14 protein-coding genes are annotated in these 21,692 nt (G+C 39.3%); 7 read left to right on the plus strand and 7 right to left on the minus strand.

The features are described from left to right. The first annotated feature begins 36 nt into the window (after positions 1–36). The 7 genes from H4J67_RS17135 (at position 37) to prpF (ending at position 9,549) form a co-directional block, all read left to right on the plus strand. Positions 37–807, plus strand: a complete 771-nt coding sequence (locus tag H4J67_RS17135; protein ID WP_182169905.1) for a TatD family hydrolase — start codon at positions 37–39, stop codon at positions 805–807. Positions 808–1,184: 377 nt separating this feature from the next. Beyond that, positions 1,185–2,414 (plus strand): nucleoside recognition domain-containing protein, encoded by a 1,230-nt coding sequence (locus tag H4J67_RS17140; protein WP_182204455.1) that lies wholly within the window; start codon positions 1,185–1,187, stop codon positions 2,412–2,414. Between the two features lie 153 nt (positions 2,415–2,567). Then, complete coding sequence (locus tag H4J67_RS17145) at positions 2,568–3,260, plus strand: GntR family transcriptional regulator (protein WP_182169907.1); 693 nt, start codon at positions 2,568–2,570, stop codon at positions 3,258–3,260. Between the two features lie 72 nt (positions 3,261–3,332). Continuing rightward, on the plus strand, positions 3,333–4,223 hold the full coding sequence (gene prpB, locus H4J67_RS17150; RefSeq protein ID WP_182204457.1) for a methylisocitrate lyase: 891 nt from the start codon (positions 3,333–3,335) through the stop codon (positions 4,221–4,223). Between the two features lie 78 nt (positions 4,224–4,301). Further along, positions 4,302–5,441, plus strand: a complete 1,140-nt coding sequence (gene prpC, locus H4J67_RS17155) for a 2-methylcitrate synthase (protein WP_182169913.1) — start codon at positions 4,302–4,304, stop codon at positions 5,439–5,441. A gap of 5 nt (positions 5,442–5,446) precedes the next feature. After that, complete coding sequence (gene acnD, locus H4J67_RS17160; RefSeq protein WP_182169916.1) at positions 5,447–8,071, plus strand: Fe/S-dependent 2-methylisocitrate dehydratase AcnD; 2,625 nt, start codon at positions 5,447–5,449, stop codon at positions 8,069–8,071. A gap of 275 nt (positions 8,072–8,346) precedes the next feature. Next, positions 8,347–9,549: a 2-methylaconitate cis-trans isomerase PrpF gene (prpF, locus tag H4J67_RS17165; protein WP_182204459.1), complete on the plus strand. Its 1,203-nt coding sequence runs from the start codon at positions 8,347–8,349 to the stop codon at positions 9,547–9,549. Between the two features lie 100 nt (positions 9,550–9,649). Here the strand turns inward: prpF and sbcB are convergent, their stop codons facing one another. From sbcB to H4J67_RS17200, 7 genes are all read right to left on the minus strand, one after another. Continuing rightward, on the minus strand, positions 9,650–11,125 hold the full coding sequence (sbcB, locus tag H4J67_RS17170; RefSeq protein WP_182204460.1) for an exodeoxyribonuclease I: 1,476 nt from the start codon (positions 11,123–11,125) through the stop codon (positions 9,650–9,652). Between the two features lie 474 nt (positions 11,126–11,599). Beyond that, positions 11,600–13,891, minus strand: coding sequence for an FdhF/YdeP family oxidoreductase (locus H4J67_RS17175; RefSeq protein WP_182204462.1), 2,292 nt, complete (start codon positions 13,889–13,891; stop codon positions 11,600–11,602). Between the two features lie 12 nt (positions 13,892–13,903). Continuing rightward, entirely contained in the window at positions 13,904–14,695 is a 792-nt protein-coding gene (gene fdhD / locus H4J67_RS17180; RefSeq protein ID WP_182169999.1) for a formate dehydrogenase accessory sulfurtransferase FdhD, read from the minus strand. A gap of 862 nt (positions 14,696–15,557) precedes the next feature. Beyond that, positions 15,558–16,532 (minus strand): transposase, encoded by a 975-nt coding sequence (locus H4J67_RS17185; RefSeq protein ID WP_182170002.1) that lies wholly within the window; start codon positions 16,530–16,532, stop codon positions 15,558–15,560. A 257-nt stretch (positions 16,533–16,789) separates the two neighbouring features. Continuing rightward, a complete protein-coding gene (locus H4J67_RS17190; protein WP_259368660.1) occupies positions 16,790–19,333 on the minus strand; it encodes a TonB-dependent siderophore receptor in 2,544 nt (847 codons plus the stop codon). 468 nt (positions 19,334–19,801) lie between these two features. Then, positions 19,802–20,863, minus strand: coding sequence for a FecR family protein (locus H4J67_RS17195; protein ID WP_182204464.1), 1,062 nt, complete (start codon positions 20,861–20,863; stop codon positions 19,802–19,804). 25 nt (positions 20,864–20,888) lie between these two features. After that, positions 20,889–21,449, minus strand: coding sequence for an RNA polymerase sigma factor (locus H4J67_RS17200; RefSeq protein ID WP_182170008.1), 561 nt, complete (start codon positions 21,447–21,449; stop codon positions 20,889–20,891). Between the last annotated feature and the right edge of the window lie 243 nt (positions 21,450–21,692).

Below are 21,692 nucleotides of genomic sequence, written 5' to 3' on the forward strand. Positions count from 1 at the left end.
TTTTGTTTTAATTAAAAAATTATTGGAGAAAGTTGTTTGTTTATAGATTCACATTGCCACTTAGATAGGCTGGATTTAACCGAGTTTGATGGCGAGTTAGACAATGTTTTAAAAGCCGCCGCCGCCGCTCAAGTAGACGAGATTTTGTGTGTTAGCGTAACCTTAGCAGAATTTCCTAGCATGGTAGAAAAAACGGCTAAATATGATAATGTTTGGTTGTCGTGTGGCGCTCACCCACTAAATCAAGATGATTTAATCGACCAAGAAGAGCTTGCCCGTTTATCACAAACCGACAAAGTTATTGCGATTGGTGAAACTGGCTTAGACTATTTTTATGCACCTGAAACTAAAGCGGTGCAACTCGATTCTTTTCGCAAACATGTCCGTGTTGCGAATCAATTAAATAAACCGCTAATTATTCATACTCGTGATGCTCAGCAAGATACCTTAGATATTCTTCGTGAAGAAAATGCCGCAAATGTTGGTGGTATTTTACATTGCTTTACCGAAACTTGGGATATGGCAAAGCAAGCGATTGACCTTGGTTTTTATATTTCATTTTCTGGTATCGTTACCTTTAAAAATGCCAGTGAATTACGTGAAGTTGCTAAACTTGTCCCCGATGATCGATTTTTAATTGAAACAGATGCACCTTACTTAGCGCCAGTTCCTCACAGAGGAAAGCAAAATCAACCCGCTTATGTAGTCGATGTTGCTAAATTTTTAGCCAGCGTTCGTGGTCAGTCAGTTGAAACGATAGCCGAGCTTTCAACGGCAAATTTCAAACGACTTTTTAAGCTAAAATAAAGGCAAAAAAGTGCCCGAAACTATTGCTAGCTCGGGCCCAAGGGAATGGCTCGTAAAGCATGAGCCGTGCGCTAATAAACACTATTTACATCGATAAAAATCAGTAAAATAAAAATTAAAAATCGCGAGCAATTGATTGATATTTACACTGTGTGATTAATTGTAGTGTAAACTTTTTTAAAAGCTAATTTAAATTTAATTTATTATAAGTTACTGATAAATAGTATTTGTTTTGTTGTCTTGTATTTTATGGCTAATACCCACACCGCTAGTGTGCCGTTATTTCTCTCCACCTGTCTACAAGCCTATTTGACTGTAATTACTGCGGCTAATATGTCATGATAATTTCATTATCTATGACTAATAAGATTATCTTTGTGTTAAATCGTTTGTGGATCAGTTTCTTTTTTATTGCTTTTGGCTCGGCGCTTTATCAATGGTTTTTTCTTGATAATCTTTTAATCTTTGAAGAACTCGTGCAAGCGCTTTTTTCAATGTCAAAAGTAACCGTTGATATTGCGATTGGCTTAATTGGTATTTTAAGCTTTTGGTTGGGCATGATGAAAATTGCTGAAAACGCCGGTTTAATGGATAAGCTTGCGCGCGCTATTTCGCCGTTATTCACCCGTTTAATGCCAGGCGTCCCTAAAGGTCATCCGGCTATTGCTTCAATGACGATGAATTTATCGGCTAACTTTTTGGGTTTAGACAATGCAGCAACGCCGCTTGGTTTAAAGGCCATGCAAGATCTTCAGCAATTAAATCCCCAAAAAGATACCGCGACCAATGCACAAATATTATTCCTGGTTTTAAATACCTCAAGCGTTACACTTTTTCCCGTTGCTGTGTTTGTTTATCGCGCTCAGCAGGGAGCTGCTAGCCCTACCGATGTTTTTGTCCCTATTATACTGGCAACGTTTGCTTCAACTTTCGCTGGTTTATTAGCGGTAGCCACAGTGCAAAAAATTAAGCTGTATAACTCAATTATTTTACTCTATTTATCTGCAGCGATTGCTTTAGTAGGAGGTTTAGTGGTGTATTTCTCGATGCTGACCTCACAAGCACTTGCCGAACAGTCGTCATTTTTAGGCAATTTTTTAATTTTTTCGACCTTAATTATTTTTATCTTGGCAGCAGTTCGAAAAAAGGTCGATGTCTACGACAGCTTTATAGAAGGGGCTAAAGAAGGTTTCGATACCAGTATTAAACTTATTCCTTATTTATTGGCGATGTTGGTCGCTATTGGCGTCTTTCGTGCCAGTGGCGCATTAACACTAATTGTCGACAGTTTTAGGGAGTTAGTGATGATTTTAGGGTTTGACACCCGCTTTGTTGATGCGATGCCTACCGCGTTAATGCAACCGTTAAGTGGCTCTGGTGCCAGAGCTATGATGATTGAAACGATGAAAACCCATGGTGCCGATTCTTTTGCCGGTCGATTAGCATCAATTTTTCAAGGATCAACAGAAACAACTTTTTATGTACTAGCCGTTTATTTTGGCTCTGTGGGTATTCGATATAGTCGACATGCCATTGCCTGTGGCTTACTTGCTGATTTAGCTGGGATTACTGCAGCAATAGCGGTTTGCTATTGGTTTTTTGGTTAATTCCCTCAGCGCCTACACCTAATTCAATAACTAAATTGTCGACAATTATACTTTGGTCTACTTGACTTTTAAGCTGTGTGCTTTAGTATGATTTTTAAAATCGGTAAATGTCGACAATTACCTCGTTAAGACAATTATGGCGCTAGCATACTTATGGCATTAGACAATCCAACCTTACAAGAACCAGTGACCACTGCAGACAAAGTTTTTTATGCCATACTTCATGCGATTGTTGATGGAAAAATAGCAGCAGGCAGCAAAATTAGTGAGCCCGGGTTAGCTAAGCAATATGAAATCAGTCGCTCTACTTTGCGAGAAGCCCTCAATCGTTTAGAAAAATGTCATTTAATTGAGCGTAAAGCCAATGTTGGCTCAAGAGTTGTTGATTGCACCATCGAAGGCTTATTAGAAATATACGTGGTTCGTGAAGCGCTTGAAGGCATGGCTTGTCGAGAAGCGGCAATTAATATGAGCGATGATGAAATAGCCGAAATGCAAGATATGCTCGCTCAACACGCCAACTCACAAGACCTTATCGATGGTGTTGCTTATTATCAAGAAGAGGGCGACTTAGACTTTCACTATAAAGTGATTTTAGGTAGCCATAATCAACAATTAATCAATATTCTTTGCGGGCAGCTTTACCACTTAGTGCGTATGTACCGTATTCAATTTGGCATGCATAGCCCACGCGCAACCCGTGCCTTTGAAGAACATTCACATATTATCCAAGCGATTTGTGACCGAGATGGCGAACTTGCTGAAATTTTGATGAGACGTCATATTGCCGCATCAAGAAAAAATATCGAAAAGAAAATAGCGCTACAAAATAGCGCAACACAATAAATAAAAGTAAAGCTGACAAGTGGCTTTAACAAATAGCACAACAATTATTTAACAAAACTAAGAGGAAACCCTATGTCTACGCAACTTTCACCTGGCGCTAAATTCCGTCAAGCACTAGTAAACAATAAACCTTTACAAGTAGTGGGTACTATCAACGCTTATTGCGCGATGATGGCTGAGCAATTAGGTCACCAAGCGATTTACCTTTCAGGTGGTGGTGTTGCCAATGCTTCATATGGTTTACCAGATTTAGGTATGACCTCTTTAAATGATGTTATTGCTGACGTTCAACGTATTACTGCTGCTTCAAGTTTACCTTTGTTGGTTGATATAGATACCGGTTGGGGTGGTGCATTTAACATCGCTAAAACTATTCGCGATATGGAAAAAGCAGGGGCAGCCGCGGTTCATCTTGAAGACCAAGTGGCGCAGAAACGTTGTGGACATCGTCCAAATAAAGAAATTGTTTCAACTCAAGAAATGGTTGACCGTATTAAAGCCGCTGTAGATGCGCGTATTGATAAAGACTTCTTTATCATGGCTCGTACTGATGCTTTTGCTCAAGAAGGCTTAGCAGCGGCACTTGAAAGAGCTAAAGCTTATGTTGCCGTGGGGGCTGATGGTATTTTTGCCGAAGCAGTTAAAACAGAAGAACATTATCGCGCTTTTACCGAAGCGTTAGATGTGCCAGTGCTCGCTAATATTACCGAATTTGGCCAAACTGAATTATGGAACAAAGCGCAACTAGGTGAGTGGGGTTGTGCGATGGTACTTTACCCATTATCAGCATTTCGTGCGATGAATAAAGCGGCTGAGTCGGTTTACAAAACCTTACTTGATGATGGTGACCAAAAAGCTGAAATAGACAATATGCAAACGCGTATGGATTTATACGATTACTTGGGGTACCACGACTACGAGCAAAAGCTTGATGCTTTGTTCACAGAAGGCAAAAATAAGTAACAGATATTATAATAAAATAAAACTAAGTTAGCAGCGATACAAGCGACTAACCCAACAAAAGAATATGAGGAAAATAGTATGTCAGATGTAAAAGTAGCAGATAAAAAAATTGGTGGTGCAGGCTTACGTGGTCAAAGTGCGGGTGAAACTTCGCTTTGTACCGTTGGTGAGTCAGGCTCAGGTTTAACCTATTGTGGTTATGATATTGCTGATTTAGCTGAAAACAGTACCTTTGAAGAAGTTGCTTATTTACTCTTCCATGGCGAACTCCCTAATGAAAAAGAACTCGCCACTTATAAAGCTGAGTTGTTTGCCATGCGCGACTTACCGCAAGCATTAAAAGCGGTATTAAAACTTATTCCAAAAGAAACTCATCCAATGGATGTTATGCGCACCGGTTGTTCATTCTTAGGTAATTTAGAGCCAGAAAATGATTTTAGCGAGCAAAACCAAGCCGCCAATCGCTTATTAGCCGCATTTCCTGCCATTATGTGTTACTGGTATAAATTCTCTCATGACGGTGTAGAAATTGACTGTACCTCAACCGAAGACTCTTTAGGCGGACATTTCTTGCGCTTACTCAATGGTGAAAGCCCATCAGCACAGCATCAACGTGTTATGGACGTATCATTAATTTTATATGCAGAACATGAGTTTAATGCTTCAACCTTCACGGCGCGTGTATGTGCTTCAACTTTGTCTGATATGTTTTCATGTGTTACCGGCGCTATTGGCACATTACGTGGTCCACTTCATGGTGGTGCTAACGAAGCCGCAATGGATATGATTGAATCATTCTCATCGCCAAGCGACGCTAAAGAAAAAATGGCGGGTATGCTTGAACGTAAAGAAAAAATTATGGGCTTTGGTCACGCAATTTACCGTACTTCAGACCCACGTAATGTCATTATTAAAGCATGGTCTGAAAAGTTAGCGGCTGAAAATGGTGATACCTCACTTTACGATATTTCAGTGGCCTGTGAAGAATTCATGTGGGATACCAAAAAATTATTCTGTAACGCTGATTTTTTCCATGCTTCAACGTACAGCTACATGGGTATTCCCACTAAATTGTTTACCCCTATTTTTGTCTGTTCACGCGTAACAGGTTGGTCTGCTCACATTATGGAGCAACGTTCAAATAACCGTATTATTCGTCCAAGTGCTGACTACAAAGGCGCTAAGCCGAGAACGGTTCCACCTATCAGCGAAAGGTAATGACTATGAATTATGAACATCGCAAACCGTTGCCCGGTTATAAAATTGGCGGCATCAATATAGATTATTTTGATACTCGAGGGGCGGTTGAAGCAATAAGCGCCGGTAGTTACGCAAAACTACCTTATACCTCACGCGTATTAGCGGAACAATTGGTACGCCGTTGTTCACCTGAAACTTTAATAGATTCACTTAAGCAATTAATTGAGCGTAAGCAAGATCTTGATTTTCCATGGTATCCGGCACGTGTTGTTTGTCATGATATTTTAGGTCAAACGGCTTTGGTTGATTTAGCGGGACTGCGTGATGCGATTGCTGAGCAAGGTGGTGATCCTTCAAAAGTAAACCCGGTTGTGCCAACGCAATTAATTGTTGATCATTCTGTTGCTGTTGAACATGCTGGTTTTGAAAGTGATGCGTTTGAGAAAAATCGTGCCATTGAAGACCGCCGCAACGAAGACCGTTTCCATTTTATTGAATGGACCAAAACAGCGTTTAAAAATGTTGATGTTATTCCTGCGGGTAATGGCATTATGCACCAAATCAATTTGGAAAAAATGTCACCGGTTATTCAATTGCGTGACGGTGTTGCTTTTCCTGATACTTGTGTTGGCACCGACAGCCATACCCCACATATCGATTGCTTGGGTGTTATAGCTATTGGTGTTGGTGGTTTAGAAGCTGAAACTGTCATGTTAGGTCGCCCGTCGATGATGCGCTTACCTGATATTATCGGCGTAAAACTGGTAGGTAAACGCCAACCGGGTATTACGGCTACTGATTTGGTTTTAGCTATTACTGAATTTTTGCGTAATCAAAAAGTGGTATCAAGTTACTTAGAATTTTTTGGTGAAGGTACCAAAGGTTTAACTATAGGTGACCGCGCTACTATTTCGAACATGACACCAGAATATGGCGCTTCAGCAGGAATGTTTTATATTGATCAACAAACCATTGATTATTTAAAACTGACCGGCCGTGAGCCTGAGCAAGTTGAACTGGTAGAAACCTATGCTAAACATACTGGTTTATGGGCTGATGATTTAGCTGACGTTGAATATGACCGCGTTATCGAGTTTGATTTATCATCAGTTGGTCGTAATATGGCTGGCCCATCTAATCCGCACAGTCGTTTACCGACCAGCGAATTGTCGTCAAAAGGCATAGCGAAAGACCTTGATGCCTGTAAAGCACAAGAAAAAGCCGGAGAGATGCCAGATGGCGCGGTTATTATTGCTGCTATAACCAGTTGTACTAACACCTCAAACCCTCGCAACGTTGTGGCGGCAGGCTTAGTGGCTAAACGCGCTAACGAGCTTGGCTTATTGCGCAAACCTTGGGTTAAATCATCTTTTGCACCAGGTTCAAAAGTCGCGAAACTTTATTTAGAAGAAGCCGGTTTATTATCTGAAATGGAAAAAATGGGTTTTGGTATTGTCGGTTATGCTTGTACAACTTGTAACGGCATGTCGGGCGCGTTAGATCCAAAAATTCAACAAGAAATTATCGACCGTGATCTTTATTCAACGGCTGTTTTATCGGGTAATCGTAACTTTGACGGACGTATTCATCCGTATGCTAAACAAGCCTTTTTAGCTTCACCACCGTTAGTGGTTGCTTATGCTATTGCGGGCACGATGCGTTTCGATATTGAAAAAGATGTACTCGGACAAGATCAACAAGGTAATGATATTACCTTAAAAGATATTTGGCCAACTGACGAAGCCATAGATGCGATAGTTGCCAGCTGTGTTAAGCCAGAGCAGTTCAAGAAAATTTATACGCCGATGTTTGATTTAGGCGCTTTTGAGCCGGCTGAGTCTCCGCTTTACGATTGGCGAGAAATGAGCACTTACATTCGTCGTCCACCTTATTGGGAAGGCGCCTTAGCGGGTGAACGTACCATGAAAGGAATGCGTCCGTTAGCGGTTTTAGGTGACAACATCACCACAGATCATTTATCACCCTCAAATGCTATTCAACTCGATAGTGCTGCAGGGGCTTATTTAGATAAAATGGGCTTACCCGAAGTCGACTTTAACTCTTATGCAACGCATCGCGGCGATCATTTAACCGCGCAACGAGCAACTTTTGCTAACCCTAAATTGTTAAATGAAATGTGTCGTGATGACAAGGGTGACATTAAACAAGGTTCACTGGCGCGTATAGAGCCAGAGGGCACTGAGTCACGTATGTGGGAAGCGATTGAAACCTACATGGAGCGTAAGCAACCGTTAATTATCATTGCTGGCGCTGACTATGGTCAAGGTTCATCACGTGATTGGGCGGCTAAAGGTGTTCGTTTAGCTGGGGTTGAAGTGATCGTTGCCGAAGGTTTTGAGCGTATTCATCGTACTAACTTAGTGGGCATGGGCGTTTTACCTTTGCAATTTGTTAATAACGAAACACGTCATACCTATAATATTGATGGTACCGAAACCTTTGATGTTGCAGGTAACGGTGAAATGTCACCGGGCGCTGAAATGAACGTGTTAATGACCCGTACCAACGGCGAATTATTAACGATACCGGTTAAGTGTCGTTTAGATACCGCCGAAGAAGTGTCAGTTTACAATGCGGGTGGCGTATTGCAAAAGTTTGCGAATGACTTCTTGGCGTCTAATAAGTAATTGATTTTTAATGTTTTATCTAGGCTTGAAATGCTCATTGACCTTAGTTAACTGCGCGCTGGCCTTGATAAAACACTTCTTATAAAAATCAACTCGGTGTAATTTTAATTAAAGCAGCAATTTAGGTAACTAATTTGCTGCTTTTTATTAGTGACAAAATCGCAAAGCAAAAAGCTTTTTAATAAGGATAATGGCAGCAGCATAGAAAGCTATGTGACACCATCTAACCTAGCTAAAGCGTCTTGCGAGAAGCGAAAAACATTGAAGGAAAACTGATGATTCATACTCCCCAAATACACATACCACAAGTAAAAATTCCTGCTACTTATATGCGCGGCGGTACTTCAAAAGGTGTATTTTTTAATTTAACTGATTTACCTGAACGTTGTCAGGTTGCCGGCGAAGCACGCGATAATATGCTGCTACGTGTTATTGGTAGTCCAGATCCTTACGGCAAACAGACCGATGGTATGGGCGGCGCAACCTCAAGTACCAGCAAAACCGTTATCTTAGCAAAATCAAACCAAGCCGATCACGATGTTGATTATTTATTTGGTCAAGTAGCAATCGATAAAGCATTTGTTGATTGGAGTGGTAACTGCGGTAACTTAACCGCTGCAGTTGGCTCATTTGCGATTAATTCTGGCCTTGTTGATGCAACGCGTATTCCTGAAAACGGAATTTGTACCGTACGTATCTGGCAAAAAAATATCTCAAAAACGATTATTGCTCAAGTACCTATTACCAACGGTGAAGTACAAGAAACTGGTGATTTCGAGCTCGACGGGGTTACTTTCCCTGCGGCAGAAGTACCGGTTGAATTTATCGCGCCCGTTGATCCATCAGAGGCGATGTTTCCAACGGGAAATATTGTTGATGACTTAGAGGTACCCGGTGTTGGCGTTTTTAAAGCAACGATGATCACCGCAGGTATTCCAACCATCTTTTTAAATGCAGATGAAATTGGTTATACCGGCACCGAGTTACAAGAAGCCATTAATGGCGACACTGCAGCATTAGAACGCTTTGAAACGATTCGTGCTTATGGCGCGATTAAAATGGGCTTAATTACTGAAATTTCAGAAGCAGAGGCTCGCCAACATACGCCTAAAGTTGCTTTTGTTGCACCAGCTAAAGATTATGTTACCTCAAGTGGTAAAGCTGTTTTATCAAGCGATATTGACTTACACGTGCGCGCATTGTCTATGGGTAAATTACACCATGCGATGATGGGCACAGCGGCAGTTGCTATTGGCGCAGCAGCCGCTATTCCGCGCACATTAGTTGCTCTTGCTACGGCTAATGCTGCAGGTGAAGGCTCAGAATCTGTGACTTTTGGTCATCCATCAGGCACGCTTAAAGTGGGCGCACAAGCCAGTGAAGTTAATGGTGCCTGGATTGTTGATAAAGCCGTAATGAGCCGAAGTGCTCGGGTATTAATGGAAGGTTGGGTACGTATTCCTGGCGATTCATTTTAGTTAAGCGCCTTTCATGCTATCAATAAAAATGGAGCGATTAGGCTCCATTTTTATTAAGTAATTACCTCATATGAAATACAACATAAATAACAAGGTAACCTTAAGACTGTAAGTATTGATAAAGTGCTTTAAGCACCTTCATTTTCCCTGCATCGCTCTCATGCTCATGCGCTAAATTTTCTAACGTGATCATAAACTCATCAGCACTTAATAAGCCTTTACCACCAAACTGAATTTTGTCTTGGCAACGTTGCTGCCACTTTTGTTGTTCAGCACTGCTTAAGGTTAATGGATAATTTCTGGCTCGATATAAAAACAATAAAGGCATTAATCGTTCATCTTGAAAAATAAACGGGTGAGTCGCTAATTGTTCAGGTGAAAGCTCACGTAGAATATCCATTTGTGCTTTGTCACCGTGCGAAAAGAAATTACCACCATACAGAGAGTGCTCAGCGTCTGGCTTTGCTTGGTCGCTATAGTCTTTGGCAGCAAATACTTCCGCTAATTTATCTCTTACTTCTAAATGCTGTTTTAACTTAGCTAAATTTGTTAAACAAAGCTCGCGAGGGATCTTCAAACGTTCGGCATTTTCAGGTAATAATGTTTTTGCTGGCGCAACAATAGGGCACTTGTTGAGATGAATAAGTTTTATGGGAATGGGTAATTCGTCATCGGCTAATTCATCGTGTCGAGTATACAATCGCGCTTTGATTTCATCGCTACTTAAATCAAATAATGGCTGTGGATCTAACGCTAAGTCTACGGCGATAATGGCATTTTTATTAACTGGATGATAAGCAAAAGGGGCGAACCAGCTGGTACAACCGTGCTCAGATGAAATTTTACTCGAGGTATGCACAATCGGCGTCATATTATAAACGTCAATTAATTCAGCAACCTGCTTTTTATTTCTCAGATTAAAAATAAAATCATAAAGTTTAGGCTGTTTTTCTTTAATCAACTTTGCCATCGCAATAGTGGCATAAACATCGCTCATTGCATCATGGGCGGCTTCATGAGCAATATCATTGGCTTTAGTTAGTAACTCAAGACGAAAACTAACCACTTGTTCACCATCTCTCTCAACGGTTGGCCAGTTGATACCTTCAGGGCGAAGGGCATAACAAGCTCGTACCATATCAATAATATCCCAACGAGAATTACCATTTTGCCATTCCCGGGCATAAGGGTCGTAAAAATTACGATAAAGCAGATAACGGGTAAATTCATCATCAAAACGAATACTGTTATAGCCAGCAACGCAGGTATCAGGTTGGGTAAATAAGGTATGAATACGTTTAGCGAACTCAACCTCAGATAAACCTTCTTGCTGAGCTTTCTGCGGAGTAATACCCGTAACTAAACAAGCTTCCGGCTGCGGAAGATAATCTTGTGGCGGCCGACAATAAAACATTTCTGGTTTACCAATAATGTTTAAATCATGATCGGTACGTATACCGGCGAACTGAGACGGTTTATCAAACTTCGGCGATATACCGAAAGTTTCATAATCGTGCCAAAGGATCGTAGCTTGGTTGCTGGAATCGTTCTTTACTGGAGAATATTGTTTAGTCATCCGTATTTACTGGCCTTTAATCAATCTACTGTTGTTTGTTATTGTTTTTTTATTGTCATTAAATGATGTTTTAAATTTTTATACACACAGCTGCCTACATAAAGTTTTTATGTGTCTGTAGAAAATATGAAGCTTACAGAAAAATAATTAAAGAAGCTACTGGACAAACATAAGATAACCCACTGATGTCACCGACCGAGACTCTATAAGTTTTAGGGTATCTAAATAGGTAAAGTTGTTTAGCAATATAGATATAAATTTAATAATCAGTCTATTCGCTTAACATTAGATATTACCCTAGCATGTCATTGAGTGAGGTACGAAGTAAAGTACATCACTTAAAGATTTGTTATTAGGTCACACCAGTCGCGCCTCGTAGTTTTAATTCAGCTATATGAATTTAACTCTATCGGTTATCAATCAATAAGCATATTTTATCGTTCTTGATAGGTAACCGATATATCTAGCTAAGACCTATTGATGGTTATTCATTTTTTCAATAGATATTGGTATCGATTTATATGTTGGGGTACCGCATTCGTCAGCGATACTTTCTAACGGCACTAAGGGATTTGTTTCTGGATAATAGGCAGCCACACACCCTGAGGGGATAAGGTATTCAACAATTTTAAAATTAGAGAGCGAACGTTCTATGCCATCGTTTGATACCGTTGTTATTTTAACATAATCTCCATTTTTTAATGCCTGTTTAGCTATATCTTTTGCACTCATAAAGATGATATTACGTTCACCATATACACCACGGTAACGATCATCCATTCCATAAATAGTGGTGTTGTATTGATCGTGTGAACGCAGTGTTTGCAGCGTTAGTACCGGCTTTTTAGTCATTAACTGTGCACGTTCATGTACTAATTGGTCTGGTAATCTAGCATCACTAAAAATGGCTTTTTTTATTGGAGTACGCCAATGGCGTTTTGCTGCTGAATTTTCTAGGTGGAAACCTCTACCTGCTTTTATTCGGGAGTTATAGTCATCAAAACCGGGTATAACAGCACTTATTTCTTTACGAATTAACCCGTAATTACCGGCCAGCGTATTCCAGTCGACTATTTTATCGCCTACTGATGCCAAGGCTATTGCAGCAACAATAGCTGTTTCTGAACGTAGAGTGTTAGCTGCTGGTTCATTTTGACCCGTTGAACTGTGTACCATACTCATTGAGTCTTCTACCGTAATACATTGCTCACCGCTAGATTGACGATCTATTTCTGTACGGCCCAAGCACGGGAGAATTAGCGCACGTTTACCTGTTATCACATGGCTTCGATTTAATTTAGTACTGATTTGTACGGTTAAGTCACACTTTTTTAAGGCCTTGTGAGTACGCGTGGTATCGGGTGTTGCCGCTGAAAAATTACCGCCTAAGGCAATAAATACCTTAGCCTTACCCTCAAGCATGGCATGAATAGACTCAACAGTATTAAAGCCATTATCACGAGGAACATTAAAGGAGTAACGATTCTCTAGTGCATCAAGAAAGTCCATTGACGGATTTTCATTGATCCCCATAGTACGATTACCTTGCACATTTGAATGACCGCGTACCGGACATGCGCCAGCCCCTGCTTTGCCAATATTACCCCTGAGCATTAGTACGTTCAATAACTCTCGCACTGTAGCGACAGAGTGGCGGTGTTGGGTAATACCCATCGCCCAAGTGAAAATAACCTTATTACTGCTGGCATATATTGTTGCTATCTGTTCAATATTTTCTCGAGTTAAACTACATTGATCAAGAATTTTGTCCCATTCACTTGCCGCAACACTTTGTTGATATGCTTCAAAACCATGGCAATGTTTATTGATAAAGTCGATATCGAGCACTGATTTATCATGCTCAAATTTTTCAAATAAACATTTAGCGACGCCACGTAATAACGCCATGTCTCCGCCTAAGCGAGGGGTGAAATAATATTGACTGATGGTAGTCCCCGTTAAGAAGATCATTTCTTTTGGGCTTTGTGGGTCTGAAAACTTTTGCAATCCACGTTCTTTTAAATTGTTAACGGAGACAATTTTAGCTCCGCGTTTACTTGCTTCACGCAAGGTTCCCAACATACGAGGATGATTAGTGCCTGGGTTTTGGCCGAAGACAAAAATGGCGTCAGCTTTAGAAAAATCGTCCATAGTCACCGTACCTTTACCTGTACCTAGACTATTTGTCATGCCTATGCCAGAGGCTTCATGACACATATTAGAGCAGTCAGGAAAGTTATTTGTGCCTAATACTCGACCAAATAACTGATATAAGTAGGCCACTTCATTACTCGCTCGACCAGAGGTATACAATAATGCTTCATTAGGGGAGGAAAGTTGCTGCAGGCTAGTGCCAATTACTTTAAAAGCCTCTTGCCAATCAATTGGCTGGTAGTGATCACTTATTCCATCGTAATACATAGGTTGGGTTAAACGGCCACTTTTCTCTAGTGAATGATCATCCCATTGTTGTAATTCTGTTATTGAATACTGTTTGAAAAAATTGCTATCAACACGTTTACTGGTGGCTTCCCATGCAATGGCTTTAACACCATTTTCACAGAAGTCTACTTTTCCGGCAGTGGTAGAATCACCCCATGCACAACCAGGACAATCAAAACCACCTGGCTGATTTGCTCTGAGTAATGCTTTAACACTTTTCGCGGCATTTTCACTTTGAATTAAGTGTTTAGCTGAGCTTCTTAGTGCTCCCCAACCACCAGCAGGTGAAGAATAGGCAGGATTGTTTTTTGATGACTTAGACATATAAATCCTTTATTAGGCGTAACGTTTTAGTTGCCCATGTTGGAAGCAAAATAAGGCTATTTGTGATTTGCGAGCTGAATTAACAGCTAAGTCAGTCGGCTGTGCTAGCGTGACTAACGTTGTTAGATATAAGCGAGCTGCCTTGGCAATTAAATCATGACTGCAGCGGCTTGTTATTAAAGCAAAACCATCATGAGTCAGTAGTTTTTTATGCGACAAACAACCCAGCAATTTATCTAACGCTGAATGGCGACCCACATCTTCTCGAAAGGCGATCATTTTAGCAGATAAATCAAAAAATGCAGCGCAATGATTTCCTCGGACACTCCCCGATTTTTTTAAAATACTAGGTAAGGCATCTCTTGCTTGAATAATAATTTTCTCAGAGGGTAATTGAAACGATTTTACCTCATTTTGATGAGGCTGATGTAATGACATAGCAGCTTCAATAGAGTCAAGGCCACAAAGCCCACAGCCACTTGGCCCAGCCATCGTTCTACGTCGTTGCTTTAATCGATGTTGAACTCGTGCTAAAACCATAATATCAACTTGCCATCCAGAGACATGTGAATGAACAATGATATCTAAAACTTCGTTAACCGAATGAATTAAGCCTTCACTTAGACTAAAACCAAGTGCAAAGTCTTTCAAATGCTCAGGAGATGCCATCATTACCGCTTGGCTAATGCCATTAATACTAATTGCAATAGCTGCCTCAGTAAGCTGCGCTTGATGCAACTCTTTCTGAGGAAGTTCAGCAATTTTTTTAGTGCAGTTAAGATGCTCTATAATAAAATTCTCCAAAGTGTTTTTATCTTAAAAGAGTGGCGCTTTGCCATACTATCGACAAAGCTATTCTATTATACAATAGGACCAGTAAGGTTTTTAATTACCTCAAGCATATTTTCTCGAACGCTCAGTGTTTTCAACCATTACACTAAAATCTGTAGTATTAATTTCTCTCCAGACATCATCATCAATTTCAACACCATATTCAACCGTATATTCTTTGTTTTTTAATTTATTCAGAACTAATAAAATAACTTTTATTTCATTGTAAAGAAGAGGTTAAATCTAGCCGTGAGCTAATAATCATCAGAAGAATTAAAGAAAGAATTAATATGACACTCGTGGTAAAAAGCTAAACATACTCCAATATTTATGGAATCCTCACCTATAAGAGATATTTTGACAATATATTTGTGTGTTAAAGAAAGATGTAGTCAATTTTCTCCCTAAATAACATTTTTTGGCAAGGTTATTTCCCCAACGTCATGGTTTCATAATTCACACCTGTTTTAATGTTTTCAAGCAAAGAGTTTACTGCAATGGCTTAAATTATGTCGTCGTTTAAATTGCTGATGCTCGCAGTAATCACTCAGCACATTTTCGTGGCCGATAGCACCATGAAATTGTGTTTTAAATTCGGTGGTGATGATTAACCAGTTGTCCACTGAAATGAATTAATAAGACACTCATGATAAAAAGCTAAATAGATGACAAATAAACTCCAACATTTATGGAGTTCTCACCTATAAGAAATATTTTGACAATATATTCGTGTGTTAAAGAAAGATGTAGTCAATTTTCTCCCAAAATAACAATTTTTTGGCAAGGTTATTCACCCAAAGTCATGGATTAATAATTCACACCTCTTTCAATGTCTTCAAGCAAAGAGTTTATTGCAATGGCTTAAATTATGTCGTCGCTTTAATTGCTGATGCTCGCAGTAATCACTCAGCACATCTTCGTGGCCGATAGCACCATGAAATTGTGTTCTAAATTCGGTAGTGATGATTAACCAGTTGTCCGCTGAAATATTTAATCGCTTCAGTATCTCCGGTTGTTTTTGTTCGATGAAACCCCGTTTATCCCCGCTAATACAGCGGCCAGTTAACGCAATTAATTGAAGATAGTCGGCGAGTTCAAAAGGTAGCCCCTTGGGCATGTTTTTTCTAGGGTTACCAATAAAGGGAAGCAAGGTATTGGGCTGTTGGCCCTTTTTTGCCTCTTTACAACGACGTTTTATGCTGGTGTGGGCTGAGCTCTCTGGTGTCTTTGCTATATTAGCTCGAATAGGGTTTAAATCAACATAGGCCATACAAGACGCTAGAGCAGCTTCATCCAATAACGCTTGGGATTTAAAGCGTCCTTCCCAAAATCTACCGGTGCAGTTATCTTCTTGGTTAGCCGCTCTTGCAATACTTTCATTGATATACCCCATAAACCAACTGATTTTCATCAGGCGTTTTCGATAGACCTCAGCGGTTGCATTAACCTCATCAAGTAAGGGTTGAGCTAAGAGCTCACCGTTGCAATATTGTTTGGTCAGTAACGTACCTTTGTGTATGCGGTGCCAGCGCACAAGTACGTCAGTCATTGTCCACTGCTTCGCTTTTTCTTCATCAATAAATAACACCACATGATAGTGATTACTCATCACCGCATAGGCACAAACCTCAATCGCAAAAACTTGCGTTAGAAAATGCAGTTTGTCTTCCACCCAACCTCGCCGGTGCTCAAAACTTTGACCTGAAAAGGTATCTTCACCACATAAGAAAGCGCGTCGAACACAACGCGCCACACAATGGTAATAAGGCGTGTCTACTAAACTGATTTGTTGTTTCCTTGGCGTGGCCATAACTCACCTAAGATAAAATAGCTTGGTTACTCTAGCTTAGTACAAAGGTAAAACTTGTTCAATTTAAGATGAGTGTCTTGTTAATTTGTTGTTTAAAGAAACAGCGATTGAGGAGGTTATTTAAATTTGTTCTAAGATGTTTCGTTTGTGTATTAAATAAATTAAAAAAAGCAAAGTGTGATCACTTTGCTTTTTTGATTGTAATAACTTACTTATAACTAAATTATTTGAAACCAGTATATAGTTTAAGTATACAACTAGAAACGGTATTCAGCACCGGCGTAGAAATAGGCACCATTAAAACCAAAAGGTGCTGAACGGCGTGAATAAGTAAACACACCAGGACTACTAACGACAACATTACCATTGGCGTCAATAATAGTGCCAGAGCGAGAATTTCCTATTTCATTTTTATCAGGGTACACATCAAAAATGTTATTTCCACCGAAGTTAAATGAAAGCTCATCGTTAAATTGATAATTCACGCGTAAATCTGTTAATACTTCAGCGCCATACGTTTGTCTTTCACCATCAAGAACCGTGTATTCACCGTAACGATTAAAGGCTAAGTTAACTGTGAAATCACCAATTTTATATAATCCACTTAAACTTATGCGGTCTTGAGGTTGCCATTCTTCAATAATAGAAATTGCTTGCTCTGAAAAAACATCCTCAGGTGAAATTCCACCTAATGCACTACCTGCTGGAGTATAAGTATCGGTAACTTCTGTTTCCGAGAAATTTGCGGCAAATGTTAAGTCTAATGTGCCAGACATCACTTCTGTATTCCATGTTGCTATAATATCAACACCTGTTGTTTTTGTGTCAGCACCATTTAAAAAGAATTGCCCTGCACCTGCTCCAGATGAAACTAATGCCGCATCAAGTGCTGACGACAATCCGTTACCTAATGAGTTACTTAACACAATGCGGTCTTCAATTTCGATAGAATAAAAATCAACAGTTAAATTAATCTCTTCGGTAACTCTCACAACAGAGCCAATACTAAAGTTGGTTGATACTTCTTCTTTTAGCTCAGGAATACCAATAGCTTGCGCTAGAATACTGTCATTTCGGAAAGTACCAATTTGTACTGCAATCTGGTCACCACCATTAGGATTTGTCTGGAATTGAGTACTAATATTATCAGTATAAAGTTGTTGCATTGACGGAGCTCTAAAGCCAGTACTTGTGGCGCCACGTAATGATACATCATCAGTAATTGACCAATTAGCAGCAAGTTTGAAATTAGTACTATCACCAAAACCGTCGTAATCATCGTAGCGAACTGCTGTGCTAATAATTAGGTTATCAGTGACTTCTGCTTCTGTGTCAATATAAAAAGAAATTACATCACGAGATTCATCAACAGATTGTAGTGGGGCTGTACCACCAAATCCTTGTGTTCCTGCACTGCGGTCTGTCTCATATATGCTATTACCGAGTTCATCGGTATCATAGTCTCGGTATGAATATTCATCACCTGCTTTTACTCTGAATTCATCCGTGCGAAACTCGGTACCCATAGCTAAAGAAAACCAATCAAAATTTTGAGTGTAATCCATATTAATTGTTTGTAAGGTGAGTTCTAAGCCGTAAGCAAACGCTTCGCGAGGAATTGAACTACGAATCTCATTAGCGGATAGTGCAGAGGTGTAAATGAGTGAATTAGCATAAGATGAATTTATTGTATCCCGAGTCGTGTAATCAATATTATTTTCACCATAGGTATATGATAAATCTAATGATGAATCATTACTAAATTCAGTTTTATAACCAAAGTTGTATGAAATATCTTTTATTTCAGTATTGATTTTAGGTAAAAATCCAGCAGGAATAGTTGCATCACCATCTTGAAGCTGTGCGTTACCTCCGCCGTTTGCATTATGGCGAAAGAAAGCTGCTGATTCGTTATCACGGCTTGAATAAGTCACAAAACCATACAAATGACCATCAGCTAAATCGTAGCCAGTATTTATTGTTAGCCCTATTTGCTCTGAGTCTGCGTCGCCAATACGAAATGTTTCACGAGTCGCGGTAGCTTCACGCGGGTCGCCTAATAAGAAATCGCCATTATCAAGCTGGGTACAACCTGAAAATTGACATGAACCATGTAAGCCTGCTCTGTCAGAGTAGCCTCTATCACGTATATTTAATGTGGTATTTAGGAAGCCATTATCGCCAAGAGCAAAACCCTTAGAAATATCGATATTCGTAGTTTCACCATCGCCAGCTGAGTTCTCGCCATAAGAAACACCAACGCTTCCACCTTCACTCTGATCTTTAAGAATAATATTAATGACACCGGCAATTGCATCTGAACCATATTGCGCAGCGGCGCCGTCACGTAATACTTCAATACGCTTAATAGATGCGGCAGGAATAGCATTCATATCTGTACCAGCAGTACCACGTCCAACTGAGGTGTTAATGTGAATTAAACTCGCTTGATGGCGGCGTTTTCCGTTGATTAACACTAATGTTTGATCAGGACCTAAGCCACGCAAGGTAGCAGGGCGCAATGCATCAGTTCCATCACTAATCGATGAGCTTGAAAAGTTAAATGATGGGGCTATGGCTTGTAACATTCTACCGACTTCTGTTTGCCCAGTGTTAAGCAAAGCTTCAGCAGACAAAATATCTACGGGAACAGGTAAATCTTCTGCAGAACGACCAGCAACACGGCTTCCTATAACTGAAATTTTTTCTACTTCTTGCTCACTGACTTGAGCAGGCTCTTGGGCAAGTGCTGTTTGACTTGCTGCGCTTAGCATTAGTGGAACTAAAGCGGCTTTGAGCATTGTGCTTTTATTCATTGTTATATTACTCCTGAGATGTTTATTTAGTTTTATGCTCAGTTGACCAGCGTTATCTATAACAGCGGTTAAGTTGGTGTTTTGTAAAAGTTGTTGTAAACCGTCTTTCACCGAATATTTGCCCTTTAACTCATTTGCATAATGTTCTTTTGTTAAGTCATAGGAAAATAAAATCGTTTTATTTGCCTGTAATGCAAATGAAATGAGCGCTTTATCAGCACGCTGTTCTTTCACTGTAAAGTTGATCAAGTTTTCGGCAAATGCTCCAGACGTGAATATAAGACAGGTACATATAAAAAATGTAGCGCTTGTTAACGGCCGAAATACAGAAAGTTGAAACCAACAAAATAACTTTTGCCAACCTTGCAGTGTTAATAAACAGTTCAGAAGGAAAATTCCTCTATAATATTTTATAAAAAATATATTGAGTTAAAAGACAGGGAGTATTTAAAATTATTTCGTTGTATTTAAGCTCAAATGAATTGAGTTTTCATTTACTTTTTCAAATTGAATATTAAAGTTACTACTTAACGATTTAAGAAGTCCATCAATATCATTCGCCTTGAAGTAACCGGCCACTTTTATGTTATTGAGTTCAATATCCTTAATTTCAAAGGTTGTGGTGGTATAACGACTGATTTCGGCTAATGCTTCATCGAGTGGTTTGCCATTAAAAACTAACATACCTTGTTGCCAAGCAAGTTCTCGTTGAATTTGCTCAAATGAAGTTTTTATATTTGATGTTTGAATATTGTTTTCTATGGTGGCAATTTCACCAGATGTTATCAATAAACCAGGTAATTTTTCTTTAGGTAAAGTAGATAACATCTTTGCTATTTTATTTAATGGTTGGTCCGATTTGGTCATTAATACTTGACCTTCAGTGACAACAAGCTCCATGTTTTCATTAGATTTTCTTTTTACATTAAAGATTGTGCCTAGCGCGGTAAATGATTTTTCGCCAACTGTTACGGTAAAAGGTCTACTTTTATCTTTGGCAACATCAAAGTTTGCTTCGCCTTTAATTAATGTTAATAAGCGATTGTTTTTTGAATAACTGACTTCGACTAAACTATTGGTATTAAGTTTAATTCTGGAGCCATCGGACAGTGAAAACCGGGTTTGCTGTCCTATTTCTGTTTGCAACGTTCTTACTTCAACAAATCTTTTTTCGATATTGTCATTCACAAAAGGTATGATGTTCACAAAGAAGTTACCCGCAAATAACAGAATAAAGGCAATGCCTGCTGCAACGGAATATTTAGCGATAACATTATGGTTTTTTTGAATCGGTTTTTCTAATGTAAATAGTGCACTTAACTCATTGAGTACACTTAAATCATCCCAAAGTGCGGCTAAAGAAAATAAGGTTTTACGATGAAAATCACTTTGATTCACCCATAGTTGAAAATCGAGTTTATCCTTGTTGGAAAGACCCCGATCAATTTTGCTTACCCAAAGACTTGCTTGTGCTTTGATGTCGGCTTTACTGGTGAATGGTTTAACTTTTGTCATACAATATTCTTTTTTAATTTATACTTTATTTTATAATTGAACGTGCGTTATTTTTTAAGGTTGAAGCTTTTGGTGTACTATTTTGCTCAATCCTTTCCATATATTCAGCGCACTTTAATAAGCCCTTAGCGACATGTTTCTCAACCGTACTTTCACTAAGGTTTAAATAGTTAGCTATTTCCTTTTGGCTGAAACCGTAAACTTTTTTTAATATAAATGTTTTGCGGACTACGTTAGATAATTGCTCTGTGGCTCGGCAAAATAATAAGAAACGTTCCTTACTCTCAAATTGTTCTTCAAATTTCAGCGAGGTTAATCCAATCGAAGCGTCAGCAGAATCATCTAATGAATCACTGTATTTATTATCCCACTTATTTACGTGATTTAGCGCAAGATTTTTAGCTGTTTTAAGAATAAAACTACGAGCGTATTTTATTTCTTCTTTGAGATCGGCTTCATAAGTTCGAATAAACGTCTCTTGTATAATATCATCAATGTCATCAGGGCTGGCGATTTTATTGATATAGCGCTTAATATTAGCCGTGTAGTTAACAAACAGCGTAGTGAATTTATTATTCTGAGCCATTGTTGTTCTTGTTATTTTTATTTTATTGTGAAACCGAGTGTAGGGTGGGAAGCAAATAATTACAATGACATTAAATAAGATTTAGTTTGTAGGTTAGGTGATGACAAATTTGTAACTCTTGTTGAACACCTCGATCTATTTACAGGAACAAACGGAGGGAATTTGAATACCTTATATGGAAGGTTGAGGTTGAGTACTATGATATTAAACATGTCTTACCTAGAAAATTAAGCCAATTAAGGT

Source organism: Colwellia sp. BRX10-4 (assembly GCF_014077465.1).
Taxonomy (GTDB): Bacteria; Pseudomonadota; Gammaproteobacteria; order Enterobacterales; family Alteromonadaceae; genus Colwellia_A.

Coding starts and splice junctions, on each gene's coding strand:
- H4J67_RS17175 (WP_182204462.1), bottom strand. CDS start 13,891: ATGTCTAAGTCATCAAAAAACAATCCTGCCTATTCTTCACCTGCTGGT.
- prpB (WP_182204457.1), top strand. CDS start 3,333: ATGTCTACGCAACTTTCACCTGGCGCTAAATTCCGTCAAGCACTAGTA.
- H4J67_RS17145 (WP_182169907.1), top strand. CDS start 2,568: ATGGCATTAGACAATCCAACCTTACAAGAACCAGTGACCACTGCAGAC.
- H4J67_RS17185 (WP_182170002.1), bottom strand. CDS start 16,532: ATGGCCACGCCAAGGAAACAACAAATCAGTTTAGTAGACACGCCTTAT.
- H4J67_RS17195 (WP_182204464.1), bottom strand. CDS start 20,863: ATGACAAAAGTTAAACCATTCACCAGTAAAGCCGACATCAAAGCACAA.
- prpF (WP_182204459.1), top strand. CDS start 8,347: ATGATTCATACTCCCCAAATACACATACCACAAGTAAAAATTCCTGCT.
- sbcB (WP_182204460.1), bottom strand. CDS start 11,125: ATGACTAAACAATATTCTCCAGTAAAGAACGATTCCAGCAACCAAGCT.
- prpC (WP_182169913.1), top strand. CDS start 4,302: ATGTCAGATGTAAAAGTAGCAGATAAAAAAATTGGTGGTGCAGGCTTA.
- H4J67_RS17200 (WP_182170008.1), bottom strand. CDS start 21,449: ATGGCTCAGAATAATAAATTCACTACGCTGTTTGTTAACTACACGGCT.
- acnD (WP_182169916.1), top strand. CDS start 5,447: ATGAATTATGAACATCGCAAACCGTTGCCCGGTTATAAAATTGGCGGC.
- H4J67_RS17190 (WP_259368660.1), bottom strand. CDS start 19,333: ATGCTCAAAGCCGCTTTAGTTCCACTAATGCTAAGCGCAGCAAGTCAA.